We start from the raw sequence: 15721 nt of genomic DNA, 5'->3' as shown, positions 1-15721 counted from the left end.
AATGATATCAAATATAAATGCTCTAAAGTATAAAAAAGTTTTGCTTAAAGTTTCAGGGGAAGCTTTAATGGGGGATAAGCAATTTGGGCATGAATATGAGGTAATAAAAAAGATTTCCAGCGATATTAAGGAGGTCATTGATTTAGGAGTAGAAGTCGCTATCGTAGTCGGTGGCGGAAATATTTACCGTGGGATTAATGCAGCACTAGTAGGTATGGACCGAGCTTCAGCGGATTATATAGGTATGCTTGCAACGGTGATTAATGCATTAACTTTACAGAACGTTATGGAAAGCCTAGATATCTATACAAGAGTTCTATCGGCTATTCCTATGATGAGCGTGTGCGAACCTTATATTCGCCGTAAAGCTAAAAGACATATGGAAAAAAAGCGTGTAGTAATTTTTGCCGGTGGTACGGGTAACCCGTTTTGTACAACCGATAGTGCCGCAGTACTTCGTGCAATCGAAATGAATTGTGATATGTTATTAAAAGCAACTCAGGTTGACGGTGTATATGATGCCGACCCTAAAAAAAATCCTGATGCTAAAAAATATTGCACTATTAACTATAAAGATGTTATAACTAATAACCTGCAAGTCATGGATACGGCAGCTATTGCAGTGGCAAGAGAGAATAAATTACCTATAAGAATATTTTCGATAAAAGAACAAGGAAATTTTGCTAGAGTAATACAAGATAAAGGCGAATATACGACAATTGAGGAATCAGTAGTGTGAATTGTGGTATGATTTTTATGGTGTTGTTGCATGACTCGCTTTATGTTATTCCCGCGAAGGCGGGAATCCAGCATAAAGCGAGCTTTTGATTTTAAAAACTTACCATGTTTGTATTTTTTAAGTACTGGATTCCCGCCTTTGCGGGAGTAACATTGTGGGTATTTCCAAATATACATCACAATGTCTCAATTAATAATATACGGATCAAATAATATGGATACAGAAACGTTAAAGAAAATTTTACAAGAAAAAATGGATAAAGCTCTCAAAGTTTTGGATCATGAGCTTAAAGGGCTACGTACCGGTAGAGCTTCAGTTAATTTGCTTGATAGCGTAACCGTGGAAGCTTACGGTAGTAAAATGCTGCTTTCACAAGTTGCTTCTCTATCCACCCCTGATGCACGAACAATTAACGTGCAGGTTTGGGACAAATCTATGGTATCCTCAGTAGAAAAAGGGATTACTATAGCAAATCTTGGCTTAACTCCAGCAACAGACGGTCAATTAATCAGACTACCGATACCGGCTTTAACTGAAGAAAGACGTAAAGAACTGGTAAAGCTTGCTCATAAATACGGTGAGGATGCTAAAATTTCATTACGTAATATTAGAAGAGATGGCAATGAAGAACTTAAAAAGCTAGAAAAGGATAATATTATTGCAAAAGATGAGCATCATAACTTATCTGAACAAGTACAAAAGTTAACTGATGAATATAGCAGTAAAGTTGACTCGGCAATAAAACAAAAAGAACAAGACATAATGACTGTTTGATAATGTTACACATGTCATCCTGTGGTCAGGCGCACTAGGTGACAAAATTGATTTTACCGGTCCACGCAACAATGCTACGAGAGAATGACATAAATTGGCTCTATACTGACAAAATTAGTTAGAGATTTAATTCCATAAATTATCTTAAAATCAGGCGGATACCAGTTGCTCATATTGCTGAATCATATGAGTATAAAGAATTATTAAAAAATAAACTACTAAAAGAAGTAGAGGAATTTTTACAAGATGAGTATATGGAAGAAGTTGCGTATATATTAGAAGTACCTGAAACAATCTGTAATATTAATGGCTATAAACTACAAGATATATTAAAAAAACAAAAAAAGGAAGTTAATGGTGGTTTTGATAATAAGATAGTTTTAGAAAAAATAATTAATTAGCTTTTATGGCTTCATGGAATAAAATTGGCTATAGAATCTTGGATCACAGGCTATATCGAAGATCTAGCGTACAAGTCGCAGGCATGACATCGTAGCTACGCAAGCAAGACTTCACGTAAATAACATTATATTCTACTACTCAAAATAATAAAACTATGATTACAAAAGAAGAAGCACGAAAAATAGCAAAATTAGCTAGATTAAAATTTGAAAAAGATACTGTAGAAAAATTTTCTACTCAGCTTGGCACTATTATGGATATGATCGATATTTTAAATGAAATAGATTGCAAAGATATAGAGCCTCTAACCTCAGTGTCTAATATGAATGCTAGAATGCGAGAGGACGCCGTTACAAGTTCTGATTTATCAAACAAATTATTTGATAATGTAAGCGGAAATAGTGCGCAGCTTGCTAAAGAAGTAAAATATTTTATCACTCCAAAGGTTGTTGAATAATTATGACAGAACTAAACAAATTAACAGTAGCAGACAGTATAAAAGGTTTAAAAAATAAAGATTTTACAAGTAAAGAATTAGTTAATGCACATATTACACAAATAGAAAAACATAGAAATCTAAATGCTTATGTTACCGAAACTTTTGATTTAGCTTTAAAACAGGCTGAAGCGGCCGATCAAAATTATGCTCAAAATCAACCGCGAACACTTGAGGGTATCCCATTTGCTGCTAAAGATCTTTTCTGTACAAAAGGCATTAGAACTACGGCATGTTCTAATATACTGAAAAATTTTGTACCTAATTATGAATCAAGCGTTACACAAAATATTTTTGATAAGGGCGGCGTGATGCTCGGCAAAACAAATATGGATGAATTTGCGATGGGTTCAGCAAATATTACTAGTTGTTTCGGAAATGTAATTAGCCCTTGGAAAGCAAATGATGATAATGCTGATTTAGTTCCTGGCGGTTCTTCAGGTGGTTCAGCTGCGGCAGTTAGTGGATTTATGGCCTCCGCGGCTCTTGGTAGCGATACTGGTGGCTCGGTACGTCAACCTGCAAGCTTTACGGGTTTAGTTGGATTTAAACCGACATATGGTCGTTGCTCAAGATACGGGATGGTATCGTTTGCTAGCTCACTTGATCAAGCAGGCATATTCACTAGAAGCGTTTTAGACAGTAGCATTATGCTTGAAGCGATGATGGGGTTTGATGCAAAAGATTCTACTTCGATTAAAGCAGAAGTGCCAGAATTACAATCCGCTATCGGAAGTTCTATGAAAAATATAAAGATAGGCGTACCTCTTAACCTTGGTGAAGGTGGTATTGAACCTGATGTTATGAAAATATGGCAGGATACCATAGAGCTACTTAAAAACGCCGGTGCTGAAATAGTGGATATTATTTTGCCGCATGCTAAATACGGTGTTGCCGTTTATTACGTAATAGCACCGGCTGAAGCTTCTTCAAATTTATCTAGATATGACGGCGTTAGATACGGTCTTCGAGTAGAACGTGAAAATATGACACTTGACGAAATGTATGAAATGACTAGATCAGCCGGATTTGGGGAGGAAGTAAAACGTCGTATTATGATTGGAACATATGTGCTTTCATCTAATTGTATGGATGCATATTATCTAAAAGCTCAAAAAGTACGTCGTTTAGTTGCAAACGATTTTAATAATGCTTTTGAAAAAGTTGATGCCATTGTGTTACCTGCAGCACCGACTGAAGCATTTAAGATTGCTGAAAAACAAAATGATCCAACTATTATGTATTTAAACGATTTATTTACTATTCCCGCAAGTTTAGCCGGTTTACCTTGTGCATCAATTCCTGCTGGATTATCTGCACGAGGTTTACCTCTTGGGATGCAGATTATAGGTAAACAATTAGATGAATATAATGTTTTGAAAGTAGCATCGACAATTGAGTCAGGTGTAAAACATATTAAATTTGAGCCAGCAGGGTTTTAACCAAAGCTAGTAATTGATTTTATAAAGTTTTAGTAATTTAATGTATTGTACTGTATATTAATTTTTTACTTTGAAATCAAGCGTAGGAGTGTTCAAAGCTTGGTTCCTAAAGTATTTTATTCAGTTAGTAATGACTTTAGTAATTGCTAACTGGGCGTTCTTATGGGTTTTTAATTATGGCATATATTGAAGGTAATACGGGGAAATGGGAATATGTAATAGGACTTGAAATCCATGCTCAAATTTCCTCAAAATCTAAGCTTTTTTCAGGAAGTAGTACTATTTTTGCAGCAAGTCCAAATTCGCAGGTTTCCTATGTTGATGCAGCAATGCCCGGGATGTTACCGGTATTAAATCAGCACTGTGTACACCAAGCAATTAAAACAGGACTTGGGCTTAAAGCTAAAATAAATAAATATTCGGTATTTGATCGTAAAAATTATTTTTATGCCGATCTGCCGCAAGGTTACCAAATTTCACAATTTTACTATCCTATAGTACAAAACGGCACTATGGAAATACCGACTAGTACCGGCGATCTTAAAACTATTCGTATTAACCGTTTGCATTTAGAGCAAGATGCTGGTAAATCTATGCATGATCAATCACCACATTACAGCTTTATCGATTTAAACCGTGCCGGTATTGGGCTTATGGAAATTGTAACCGAACCTGATATATCATCACCGTATGAAGCGGCTGAATTTGTAAAAAAGCTGAGAAATTTGTTACGTTATATAGGCAGCTGCGACGGTGATATGGAAAAAGGCTCAATGCGTTGTGATGCTAATATTTCAGTACGACGTAGCGGCGAACCACTCGGCACAAGATGTGAAATTAAAAATATTAATTCAATTCGTAATATTGTTAAAGCAATAGAATTTGAAGCTAAAAGACAAGTAGATTTGCTTGAAAGCGGTGAAGCAATAATTCAAGAAACACGCTTATTTAATGCCGATAGCGGTGAAACAAGAACTATGCGTTTCAAAGAAGAAGCACTTGATTATAGATATTTTCCTGATCCTGATTTATTACCGCTTGTTATTTCCGATAAGTTAATAGACGAGCTAAAAGCAAATTTACCTGAGCTACCTGATCAAAAGATTGAAAAATATACGAAGGAATTTGGCTTAAGTAAATATGAGGCCGAAGTAATAGTAGCCGATGAATCAGTTGCTGACTATTTTGAGAAAGCAGTAAATGAATGTAACCCTAAAATGCTTACTAATTGGCTAACTAGTGAGTTGTTCGGACAATTAAACAAAGCATCGATTGGAATAAATGAATGCAAAATTACTCCTAGTGACTTTGCAAAACTAATAAAATTAATAGAAAATGGTATTATTTCCGGTAAAATTGCAAAAACTGTTTTTGAAATTATGTTTGCAACCGGTAAAGCACCTGATAAAATAGTAGAGGAACAAGGACTTGTACAAGTTTCGGATAATAACGTGCTAAAAACGGTCATTGACGAGGTGATAGCTGAAAATCCTGAATTGGTAGAGGGTTATAGAAGTGGTAAGGATAAATTATTCGGTTTCTTTGTAGGGCAAGTAATGAAAAAAACTGGCGGTAAGGCTAATCCGACGCTTCTGAATCAGCTTTTAAATGAGAAATTAAGTTCTTGATGTTTGTGGTAATATCATGCTTTGTTGCACGGATACATATATCGGAACCGTCATTGCGAGGAGGCGTTGCCAACGCTGGTCAATTTCGCCTATGTCATACCGCGGTCAAGCCACGGTATGACACAAAACGGGTTTTTCAAACCATACAACAGGACCAATGCCTCGCTAGATAGAGGACATACTCAAACTTAAAACATTATTTTTATGAAATTTCTGAAAATATTTTTACTATCTTTCTTATTAGTTTCTTGTAACAAAAAAGAAACTGACAAAACTTTAATAGTTGGTACTGCCGCAGATAATCCTCCTTATGAATTCATCCAAGACGGAGAGATTGTCGGGATTGATATTGATATTATCAAAGCAATAAGCGAACGTCTAAATAAAAAAGTTATTATAAAAAACTTTGACTTTAATGGTTTACTTGCAGCTCTAGTTAGTGAAAATATTGATGTTGCGGTGGCAGAGCTTTCTATAACACCTGAGCGTGCCGAATATATCAGCTTTTCCGATCATTACGCTACTGCAAGATTTGCTATAATATATAGAACAGGTGATAATATAAAAAATAGCAAAGATCTAGAGAATAAAATAGTAGGAGTACAGCTCGGTAGTGTTTTAGAAAAAAAAGCACAAGATCTATCACAGACGATGAATATTAAAGTTCATTCTTTAGCAAATCATTTAATGTTAGTTGAAGAATTAAAAGCTAGAGTCATAGATGCTATTATTTCTGAGGAATTTCAAGGCAAAAAATTAAAAGAAAATAATTCAAATTTAGAAAGCAGTCCTTTAGAAGAATTTTCATCCAATTTTGCTATAGGTATGTCTAAAAACTCAGGACTAATTAGTGAAGTTAATGAAGCAATCGATTCATTAAAAAAAGATGGAACCATTAATAAAATTATGAAAAAATGGCTGGGACAGTAACAGCAAGTCAATTTAAAGATGCTATGAGCCGCTTCCCTAAAGGAGTGACTATTATAACAACAAATTGTAACAACGAGCTTTTTGGCTTTACTGCTAGTTCTTTTACTTCTGTATCTTTAAAACCGCCGTTAATATTATTTTGCATTAATAAAAACTCTTTTAGTATAAACAGTTTTCAAAAAAGTGATAAGTTTGCAGTTAGTATTTTAGCAGAGAATCAAATTGATATCTCAAGACATTTTGCTAAATCACAACCTAATAAATTTACAAAAATTGCTTATGAGCTTGGCAATAAAACTGATTGTCCGTTAATAAACGGTGCAACTTGTCATATAGAATGTAATAAATATGATTCTTACGATGCCGGTGATCATGTTATATTTATCGGTGAAGTAATAAATACTACTATTAAAAATGACTTAAAGCCTCTATTATATTTTCATAAATTGTATGCTCGTTGCATTTGTTAAAAATATATTATTACCAATATGATAAATATAGGTCTTAGCGGTTCTACCGGTAAAATGGGAAAAACTATTCTAGCGAGAATAGATAAATTTAAAGATTGCAAAATTTCAGCAAAATTTAATAGTACTGATGATTTAGATGATTTAAATAATTTTTGTAAAAATTCTGATGTAATCATCGATTTTTCCACTCCTGAAATATTAGAAAAATTAATTAATTATGCATTAAAACATAATACAAAATTAGTAATCGGAACCACAGGACTTCAGCCTAAACATTTTAAGCTTTTAGAAAAAGCAGCTAAAACTTTACCTATTCTATATTCTGCAAATATGAGTACCGGGGCTAATTTGCTCAGCTATCTAGCAAAAAAGGCAACAAAAATACTAGATGATTACGATATTGAAATTCTAGAAACCCATCACCGTAATAAAAAAGATTCACCCTCAGGAACTGCTATTATGCTTGCTGAAACGATTGCAAGAGAAAAAGGATTAAATATAGTATTTAATCGTGGTAACAGACCAAGAAGCGAAAAAGAAATAGGTATTTCCTCACTTCGTGGTGGAAATGTTCACAGTATACACGAAATATCTTTACTAGGTGACGATGAAATAATCACTTTAAAACACGAAGCTCTGAATAAAAATTCTTTTGTCATTGGTGCAATTAAATCCGCTATTTGGCTACAAGATAAATCACCAGCTTTATATTCAATGCAAGATATTTATAATTATAGCTTGCAAAAACAGCTCTAACAGAGTATATTTTATTATGTAAATAACATAATCCTAAGGTTACTTATGATCGATTATACAAAAACTTTAACTGCTACTTCAAAGAATAAAACTTTTGATGAAGGCTTAAGAAAATACATGCTTAAAGTATATAATTATATGGCTTTAGCACTTTTACTAACCGGTATAACAGCCATAACAACTATATCAGTTGAACCTATTTATAATTTAATGTTTCAAACAGGTTTCGGCACTGTTATAATGTTTGCCCCGCTCGGTATTGCGTTATATTTCTTTATGGGCTTCGGACGAATGAACCTAAACACAGCACAAATATTATTTTGGGTTTATGCCGGTTTAACCGGTATGTCGCTTGCATATTTAGCTCTTGTTTATACCGGTACCTCAATAGCTCGTACTTTCTTTATTTGCTCTTCCGTTTTTGGAGCAATGAGTTTGTACGGTTATAATACAAGTAGAGATTTAACATCTATGGGTTCATTTTTTGCAATGGGTCTTATGGGTCTTATCATTGCTTCATTAGTCAACTTGTTTCTGAAAAGCTCAGCTATTTCTTTTGCTACTTCTCTTATTGGAATAGTAGTATTTATGGGATTAATTGCTTGGGACACACAAAAGATTAAGTCTATGTATTACATGGCAGGAAACGATGAAGTAGGACAAAAGTTTTCTATTATGGCAGCCTTTACTTTATACTTAGATTTTATAAATCTTTTCCTATATCTAATGAAATTTTTAGGCAATAGAAGGGATTAATTAATATGATCAGGTTATTTTATGTATAAAGAAAAAACTCAACAGGAGTTATTATTACAAGAGCAGCTTTTTAAAGCCCTGAAAACAGAAGGTACGGAATTGAATGCCAAAATATCTAGAGCCTGCGAGGCCATTGCCTCATCTGCTATTGATCTTTCTAAGGACCAGTCCCATACTGCTGCAAGTCTATACGTTAATCAAATAGCATTAGCTGATTTGGATGGTCGTGGTTTGGCTAAAGTCACAACAATAATAAAAGATGCATTTCCAGGTGATAAATACAGGAAATTTAGAGAAATAATCGATGCACCTCTTTTACAGCATTTAGTTATGGAAGAGTCAATTAAACGACAAGTTGAATTAGAGAATAGCCGATATAACTCGGATTACAAAAAATTTGAAGAAATAAGCAATCCGAATGATCCTAAAAAAGCAATTGATGCTATGCTACGTGATAAGAAAGTGGCAAAGCAAACTGAGTTTGAGAAGAAAAGAAAAAAGGCAGCAGGAGTTTCTGCCGGTTATGTCGCTCAAGATGAGCTAGGCAATACTTTTATTTTAAAACATTTTTATAGAACTCATGCTGCGTGCGAAAAAATACAAGATAATAATGCACGACAACAGGCTATTGATGACCGAAGAGACGGGATGCAAGAATTGATAGGCTCCACCATGTATCAATTTTTATTACATGATCGAGCACCAAAAGAAGGGCTGGTAAAAGCGGATGAAAAACATCCTGATGCACTTTATGTACGTTCTAAATTTTTTGATAATGCTGTAACACTAACAGAGTTTTCCGGTTTATCAGACCACACCAAAGTCAGATCTGATGATCAAAATTTAAAAAAACTGAAAGGGTTTGAAAAAGCCATAGCTGCTTGTCATATGCTGGGGGAGGCAGATTATCATGCTGGTAATTTAATGGTGCAGGATGGTAAAACAATAACTAAAATTGATCATGGCCGCTCTTTTTTAGCATTTCATAAGGATTTTGGCAGTATGACACAATCAACAAATAGAATGTTTTCACATCCTGGAGTCGGCTACAGTGCTGCTATTAAAAAAGGTAATTTATCATTTAGTATTGATAAATATAGCGAGTCGTTAAATCAAATGATAAGTCAATTCGATGAGCAACAGATGGCAGCAATAGTTGATCAAAAAATTGATGAATTAAAACAAGCTGGGTTTGATCCAAAAAATGTTGCGTTACCCACTAAGATTAACAATTTTGATGATTTGAGGCAATACTATAAAAGCAGTATAAAAGCAAATCTTATTAATATGCAAGAAATTGCCAAAGGAGCTGAGATAGTAACAAAATTCACTAATGTTTCACCTAAATTTAATAATGGGGGTTGGTTAGAGGCTTTCGCTCACTCACCTGTAAAAGACCCGGTACTCTATGCAATATATAATAACATTAAAATTGAAGGCATAAATGCTAAAGATTGGGCGTATGAACATAATTACCAAATTCACACTTATATAGGCTTGAAACAAGCAGTAGTCAAGGAACAACAATGGTGCAAAGATTTAGAAGGAAAATGGACAGAAAAAGAAGTTGAGGTTCAGAAAGATACAGTAGAAGTAAAAATTACTGATCCTGTAAAATCAATGCGTGAACAAGATAAATCTGTAGGTGCAAAGTTGGAGTCACTAATCGTTGCTTTTACAAAGCAGGCAATAACTCAACACGTAACCGATAAAAAAGTAACAAAATTCTACGACAATATAATGAAAACACTAAAAAAAGAAAAGTATCTTACTGAGCAAGATATTGAGGGTATAAAGAAAGATTTAAAATATTGGGATAATATCGAAAATACAACCAACTTATTAAATGCTAAATCTTTCAAATTAAATGTCAAAGATACTACATATTACAAGGTAGGAAATTTTTGTGAAAAGATAGGTTTATCTAACATTGCAAACTATTGTATGAGACAAATTTCTCCTAACAATTTAAGTAAAATTCATGATACACAGAAGCTGATAGCAGCAAGTATAAAAATTGGCAACATATTACAAGAAAAAGGAAATCGAGGCATTAAGCCAAAAAGAGTAGAAGCAATAAAAGTAATTGCATTCTCTCAATTACAAGCTAAAAGTGAAAATCATAGACAAAGATAGGCATTGTTAAGGATATGCCTTGAACGTCATTGCAAGGAGGCGTTGATCAATTTTACCTCTGTCATCCCATGTCTTGATCACGGGATCCAGTTAAAATACTACAATCATTAGTATTTGTTGATTATTTTTATGGACCTAGTTAGCAGGATACGTAGTGACACAGTGGGTTTTTTGCCGGTCCACGCAAAACAATGCTTGCTCACAATGACGACTGAGCTAGTCATACAACAGTGTCATATAACCCCTAAGCAACAATTATAAATGCTTATTCTTTCTTTGCGTTTTTTCTAGCTGACGGTGATAGCATAATGCTGAGCTCTTTCAGAGCTTTATCTTCTACATAGCTTGGAGCGTTCATTAGTAAATCTTCAGCTTGCTGATTTAAAGGAAATGCAATTACTTCTCTTATATTAGTCGCTTCTGCGAGTAGCATAACGATTCTGTCAATACCGGGAGCTATTCCGCCATGCGGTGGAGCACCGAACTTAAACGCTCTAATCATACCACCAAATCTTTTATTAACTTCTTCCTCACTATAACCTGCTATGGAAAATGCTTTATACATAATGTCTGGCTTATGGTTTCTAATAGCACCGCTGGAAAGCTCAATACCGTTACAAACAATATCATATTGGTATGCATTAAGTTCAAGTAGTGCTTCAGTTGTTTTAGCATTTTCTAAGGCTTCCAAACCACCTTGTGGCATAGAAAATGGATTATGGCTAAAATCAATCTTACCTGTTTCTTCATTTAATTCATAAAATGGAAAATCAGTAATCCAACAGAATTTAAAGCAATCTTTTTCAAGTAAATCAAGCTCTTCACCAAGTCTTATTCTAACCTTACCTGCAAGCCTTGCAGCTTTTTCTTTTTTATCGCTAACAAAAAATACGGCATCACCGTTACTAATACTAGCTGTAGCTTTTAGACTATCTAATTGCTGCGTGCTTAAGAATTTTGCTACCGCTCCTTTTGTTTCACCGGTTTCACTAAACTGAATGTAGCCAAGTCCACCTGCTCCTTCTGATATCGCAAACTCTATCATTTTATCGAAGAAACTACGAGGCATTGTAGCTGCCTTAGGTGCAGGAATTGCACGCACTATGCTTCCTTTTCTAATATTTTCCCTGAAAATAGTAAAATCGGAATCTCTAAATATCTCAGTTACATCGGAAATTATAATAGTGTTACGTAAGTCAGGTTTATCAGAGCCGTATTTTAGCATAGATTCATTATATGGAATACGAACGAAAGGAGTCGCTGATACTTTCTTATCCGTAAATTTATTAAATAAATCATACATCACAGGCTCAATAGTACTAAATACATCTTCCTGTGTAACAAACGACATTTCTAAATCTAGCTGATAAAACTCGCCTGGTGATCTATCTGCTCTTGCATCTTCATCCCGAAAGCAAGGAGCAATTTGGAAATAACGATCAAAGCCTGAAACCATCAAGAGTTGCTTGAATTGCTGAGGTGCTTGCGGTAATGCATAGAACTTACCAGGATGCATTCTACTCGGTACTAAGAAATCCCTAGCACCTTCAGGAGAGCTAGCAGTTAGGATTGGCGTTTGAAATTCGGTAAAACCTCTTGCCATCATCAAGTGACGAATATGCGAAATAATTTGTGAGCGGAGTATTATATTATTATGCAATTTCTCACGTCTAAGATCTAAAAAACGATGTTTAAGCCTTGAATCTTCCGGAGCGTCTTTTTCGGTATTAATAACAAAAGGTAAAGTGTCTGCAGCTGACTCAACAATAAATTCTACAGCTAGCACTTCAACATGACCTGTCGGCAGCGTATTATTAATTGTGTCCTCTGACCTTGCTACAACTGTACCACGTACCGTAACTACCGACTCATAACGCAAACGGCTAGCATCCTCCATAAGCTGTGGATTTTGATCGGTAAATACGATTTGAATTATACCGTAATGATCACGCAGATCTATGAAAACCAGATTACCGTGATCTCTTCTTCTATGTACCCAGCCGGATAATTTAACTTCTTGCCCAACATCGGATATTTGTAATTCGCTACAATTATGAGTCCTGTATTTATGCATTTCTATTTCTTTATTATAGATTTCCCCTATATTATATATACATAAAATCGCAAATTTTTACAAATAGCAACTAAAGTTTTATCTTGATATTGCAGCAGCTTTTGGCTTTGATGGAAGTTGCGGATAATTTTGTTGTTGAGGTTTTACTTGATTTAACTCACCTTTAATCCATTCATATATTGCTTTCTTAGGGTTTTTCATTATCTCTGCAACATTTTCTACTAGGTTTATTATTCCCTTAACTAACGATAATACATCTTTTGCTATTTCACCTATAGAATTACTACCTGCTTGTAGTTTTTCTTGGTCTTTATTGGACAAATTACTACGTATGTTATGCATTCTTGATTTAAGCTCATCTTGTTCTCGCTCTTCTTTTGTAAAATGCAACTTAAGTTTTCTATCAACAATTTTTTGTTCTTCCGGAGTTAAATTTTTGTATTGATCAACAATCTTATTAACTTTTTCTTGTTCTTCCGGTAGTTTGGAAATATTTTCAGCAATATTTGGCATTTGTTTCTCTTATAAAATTACAACATATTAATTTTGCTCATTATATATATTTTTTAACTTTATACAAGAAAAACTTGTAGAGAAATTACGCTTTGAACGTATCCTTAATACCTAGAAAGGCTAAAAAATTTCGTAATTCTTGACGTGCAAGCACGTGTGAGCTATTAAAAGCTCTATCATATTTTGCAGTTTTTAGATCAAGTAATGTTAGACCTTGTAAAAATAACTCCCTATATATTACACGTTCACTAAAGCCTTCCACGAGTTTAAAATTAATTCTTTTAGCAAGTTTAGATAATACATTCCATACGCGTCTTTTATTTAATGCATCAAGATTACTTAAACGATTACGAAGTATTACCCAATCTATACTAATTTTATCACGACTAGCACGCTCCATTTTCTGTTCCCAAATCATTTGACTATATATTGATGGGCTAATAATTTCATCATTGCTATCAATTATTGCTATTACGTCTAAATCTAGAAAACTATCATTAATCGGTGTAATAATTGTATCGGCGTAAGAATGAGCAACGCTTGATAAAGGAGTATGACTACCTGGGGTATCAATCACTATATAATCGGAATCCGGATTATTTTTGAGTACCTGCTCAAAATTCTTTGTTTGCTCTTCTATCTCGCCTTCAGATATATGAAAATGTTTTGGTACTAATACGGCTTTATCAGGATTTTGTTGATTATATAAATCTCGATTCTTTAAATAGCTTGTTAAAGAACCTTGCCTTGAATCGGTATCAATACTTACTACCGAGTAATTTTGATAAAGCAGAGCTATTATCAGATGCATGCAGCAGGTAGTTTTACCTGCCCCGCCTTTTTCATTACCTATAACAAATATATAAGGTTTATTTATTGTGTTCATAATTATATTCAGAATAAACAAAATCTGCTCGGTATCATACCGTGACTTGACTACAGTATCTAGAAAACAACTAAAAATACTAATAAAGTTCTTAATTATTATTGGATCCAGCGGTCAAGCCATGGTATGACAACAAAAAAACGAGCCATGCCACAAACGCCACTAAAAGCAAGAATCACGTTAAATATATTCTTTGATAAACTTTTCAAGTAATCTAACACCATACCCCACTGCCCCTTTCGGACCGAGTGCTGAAGCTTTATTACTATTTGCAACGCCTGCTATATCTAAATGAGCCCAATATACTCCATCTTTAATGAAACGTTTAATGAAATGTGCAGCAATACAGCTGCCAGCAGCTCCAGGTACGTTCCCTATATTTGCCATATCGGCTATGTCGGAGTTAATCATTGCATCGTACTCATCATGCAGAGGCATTCTCCAAAGTTTTTCATTAACTTCTTTCCCTACTTTTATTAACTTATCAGCTAACTCATCATTATTGGAAAAACAACCGGCATATGTACTACCTAGTGCTACAGTTATTGCTCCTGTTAGAGTTGCAACGTCAATCACGTATTTAGGCTTAAATTTTTCTTGTGCATACCAAACTGCATCAGCAAGTACTAAACGCCCTTCTGCATCGGTATTTAAAACTTCGGCAGTTTGCCCTGACATAGTAGTTACCACATCCCCTGGACGCTGTGCATTACCGGACGGCATATTTTCTACAAGCCCTATAACACCGACTATATTTACAGGTAATTTTTGACCAGCAACCGCAATCATAGCACCCGCGACTGCTGCAGAACCTCCCATATCGTATCTCATTAAATGCATATTACTTGACGGTTTTAATGAAATGCCACCGGTGTCAAAAATCACTCCTTTACCAACCAAAGCAATAATCGGAGCCTCTTTACTGCCGCCTTTATATTCCATCACTACTAATTTTGACTCGTTTTGTGAACCTTGACCAACCCCAAGTAATGCACCCATACCAAGGTTTTTCATCTCACGTTCACCGATAACATCAACATCTACTCCAAATGGTTCAAGTATATCAACTATTCTTTCAGCATAAACCTGCGGAGTTTTAATATTTGACGGTTCATTACATATATCTCTTGTAAAAAATACTGCCTCAGCAATTAATTTTTTAACTTTAAATAATTTTGCTGTTTCAGTGCTATTATCGGTAAAAATTTCAATTGACTCTACTGCGAACTTCTCTGCTTCTTTTAAGGTAGTTCTATATTTATCAAATCTGTAAGAAGCAAGAAACGCCCCACTAGCGACTAAAGATGCAAATGTTTGAGATGTAAACCTACTAATTCTATTTGTAAGTTTTAAGCCGATAGTAGAAATTTTACAAACGGTTGCATGCTGTAAGATTTTACCGCCTAACTCTTCGATTTTGGCTTCAGTTAATTTTTCTTCATTCCCAAGACCTACTATTATCAAATATTTCACCTCACCTGATTTAATGACAGATGGAATCACATTGATTTGTCCATATTTACCGGTAAATTGCAGCTTATTCTGAATAGTTTTAGCAATTAATCCGTGATGTTGTTGATCAAGTCCTATTAAATTACTATCAAGCTTTAACTGTTCATCAATAAAAACTACTAGACCTTGATTAATAGATGATTCTTCATTCACAAAGTTTATGTTAAGCATACTTATCCCTGATATTATTTTTGACTTTGGACAATT

15 protein-coding genes are annotated in these 15721 nt (G+C 34.4%); 11 read left to right on the top strand and 4 right to left on the bottom strand.

The genetic code is table 11. The features are described 5' to 3' along the window. The first annotated feature begins 1 nt into the window (after nucleotide 1). The 11 genes from pyrH (at nucleotide 2) to risK1 (ending at nucleotide 10529) form a co-directional block, all read left to right on the top strand. Nucleotides 2-739: a UMP kinase gene (gene pyrH, locus A1C_RS01010; RefSeq protein WP_012013419.1), complete on the top strand. Its 738-nt coding sequence runs from the start codon at nucleotides 2-4 to the stop codon at nucleotides 737-739. 213 nt (nucleotides 740-952) lie between these two features. Then, a complete protein-coding gene (gene frr / locus A1C_RS01005) occupies nucleotides 953-1513 on the top strand; it encodes a ribosome recycling factor (RefSeq protein WP_012013418.1) in 561 nt (186 codons plus the stop codon). Nucleotides 1514-1767: 254 nt separating this feature from the next. Beyond that, the gene (locus A1C_RS07575) at nucleotides 1768-1914 is read left to right on the top strand and encodes a nucleoside triphosphate pyrophosphohydrolase family protein (RefSeq protein WP_012013417.1); all 147 of its coding nucleotides are present in this window, start codon (nucleotides 1768-1770) and stop codon (nucleotides 1912-1914) included. A gap of 155 nt (nucleotides 1915-2069) precedes the next feature. Further along, complete coding sequence (gene gatC / locus A1C_RS01000; protein ID WP_012013416.1) at nucleotides 2070-2372, top strand: Asp-tRNA(Asn)/Glu-tRNA(Gln) amidotransferase subunit GatC; 303 nt, start codon at nucleotides 2070-2072, stop codon at nucleotides 2370-2372. A gap of 2 nt (nucleotides 2373-2374) precedes the next feature. Next, on the top strand, nucleotides 2375-3853 hold the full coding sequence (gatA, locus tag A1C_RS00995) for an Asp-tRNA(Asn)/Glu-tRNA(Gln) amidotransferase subunit GatA (protein WP_012013415.1): 1479 nt from the start codon (nucleotides 2375-2377) through the stop codon (nucleotides 3851-3853). Nucleotides 3854-4029: 176 nt separating this feature from the next. Then, complete coding sequence (gatB, locus tag A1C_RS00990) at nucleotides 4030-5481, top strand: Asp-tRNA(Asn)/Glu-tRNA(Gln) amidotransferase subunit GatB (protein ID WP_012013414.1); 1452 nt, start codon at nucleotides 4030-4032, stop codon at nucleotides 5479-5481. A 204-nt stretch (nucleotides 5482-5685) separates the two neighbouring features. Then, the gene (locus tag A1C_RS00985) at nucleotides 5686-6411 is read left to right on the top strand and encodes an ABC transporter substrate-binding protein (RefSeq protein WP_012013413.1); all 726 of its coding nucleotides are present in this window, start codon (nucleotides 5686-5688) and stop codon (nucleotides 6409-6411) included. After that, on the top strand, nucleotides 6396-6881 hold the full coding sequence (locus A1C_RS00980) for a flavin reductase family protein (RefSeq protein WP_012013412.1): 486 nt from the start codon (nucleotides 6396-6398) through the stop codon (nucleotides 6879-6881). The genes A1C_RS00985 and A1C_RS00980 overlap by 16 nt, the downstream gene beginning before the upstream one ends. A gap of 18 nt (nucleotides 6882-6899) precedes the next feature. After that, complete coding sequence (gene dapB, locus A1C_RS00975; RefSeq protein WP_012013411.1) at nucleotides 6900-7637, top strand: 4-hydroxy-tetrahydrodipicolinate reductase; 738 nt, start codon at nucleotides 6900-6902, stop codon at nucleotides 7635-7637. Between the two features lie 45 nt (nucleotides 7638-7682). Beyond that, a complete protein-coding gene (locus A1C_RS00970) occupies nucleotides 7683-8393 on the top strand; it encodes a Bax inhibitor-1/YccA family protein (RefSeq protein ID WP_012013410.1) in 711 nt (236 codons plus the stop codon). A gap of 21 nt (nucleotides 8394-8414) precedes the next feature. Further along, the gene (risK1, locus tag A1C_RS00965) at nucleotides 8415-10529 is read left to right on the top strand and encodes a T4SS effector phosphatidylinositol 3-Kinase RisK1 (protein WP_012013409.1); all 2115 of its coding nucleotides are present in this window, start codon (nucleotides 8415-8417) and stop codon (nucleotides 10527-10529) included. Nucleotides 10530-10794: 265 nt separating this feature from the next. Here the strand turns inward: risK1 and aspS are convergent, their stop codons facing one another. The 4 genes from aspS to A1C_RS00945 form a co-directional block, all read right to left on the bottom strand. After that, nucleotides 10795-12603 (bottom strand): aspartate--tRNA ligase, encoded by a 1809-nt coding sequence (gene aspS / locus A1C_RS00960; RefSeq protein ID WP_012013408.1) that lies wholly within the window; start codon nucleotides 12601-12603, stop codon nucleotides 10795-10797. Between the two features lie 78 nt (nucleotides 12604-12681). Beyond that, nucleotides 12682-13116, bottom strand: coding sequence for a DUF3106 domain-containing protein (locus A1C_RS00955; protein ID WP_012013407.1), 435 nt, complete (start codon nucleotides 13114-13116; stop codon nucleotides 12682-12684). An 85-nt stretch (nucleotides 13117-13201) separates the two neighbouring features. After that, a complete protein-coding gene (locus tag A1C_RS00950) occupies nucleotides 13202-14002 on the bottom strand; it encodes a division plane positioning ATPase MipZ (RefSeq protein ID WP_012013406.1) in 801 nt (266 codons plus the stop codon). A 180-nt stretch (nucleotides 14003-14182) separates the two neighbouring features. After that, entirely contained in the window at nucleotides 14183-15685 is a 1503-nt protein-coding gene (locus A1C_RS00945; RefSeq protein WP_041816740.1) for a leucyl aminopeptidase, read from the bottom strand. Nucleotides 15686-15721 lie beyond the last annotated feature (36 nt).

Source organism: Rickettsia akari str. Hartford (assembly GCF_000018205.1).
GTDB lineage: Bacteria > Pseudomonadota > Alphaproteobacteria > Rickettsiales > Rickettsiaceae > Rickettsia > Rickettsia akari.
This window is presented reverse-complemented; position numbering and strand designations above follow the sequence as displayed.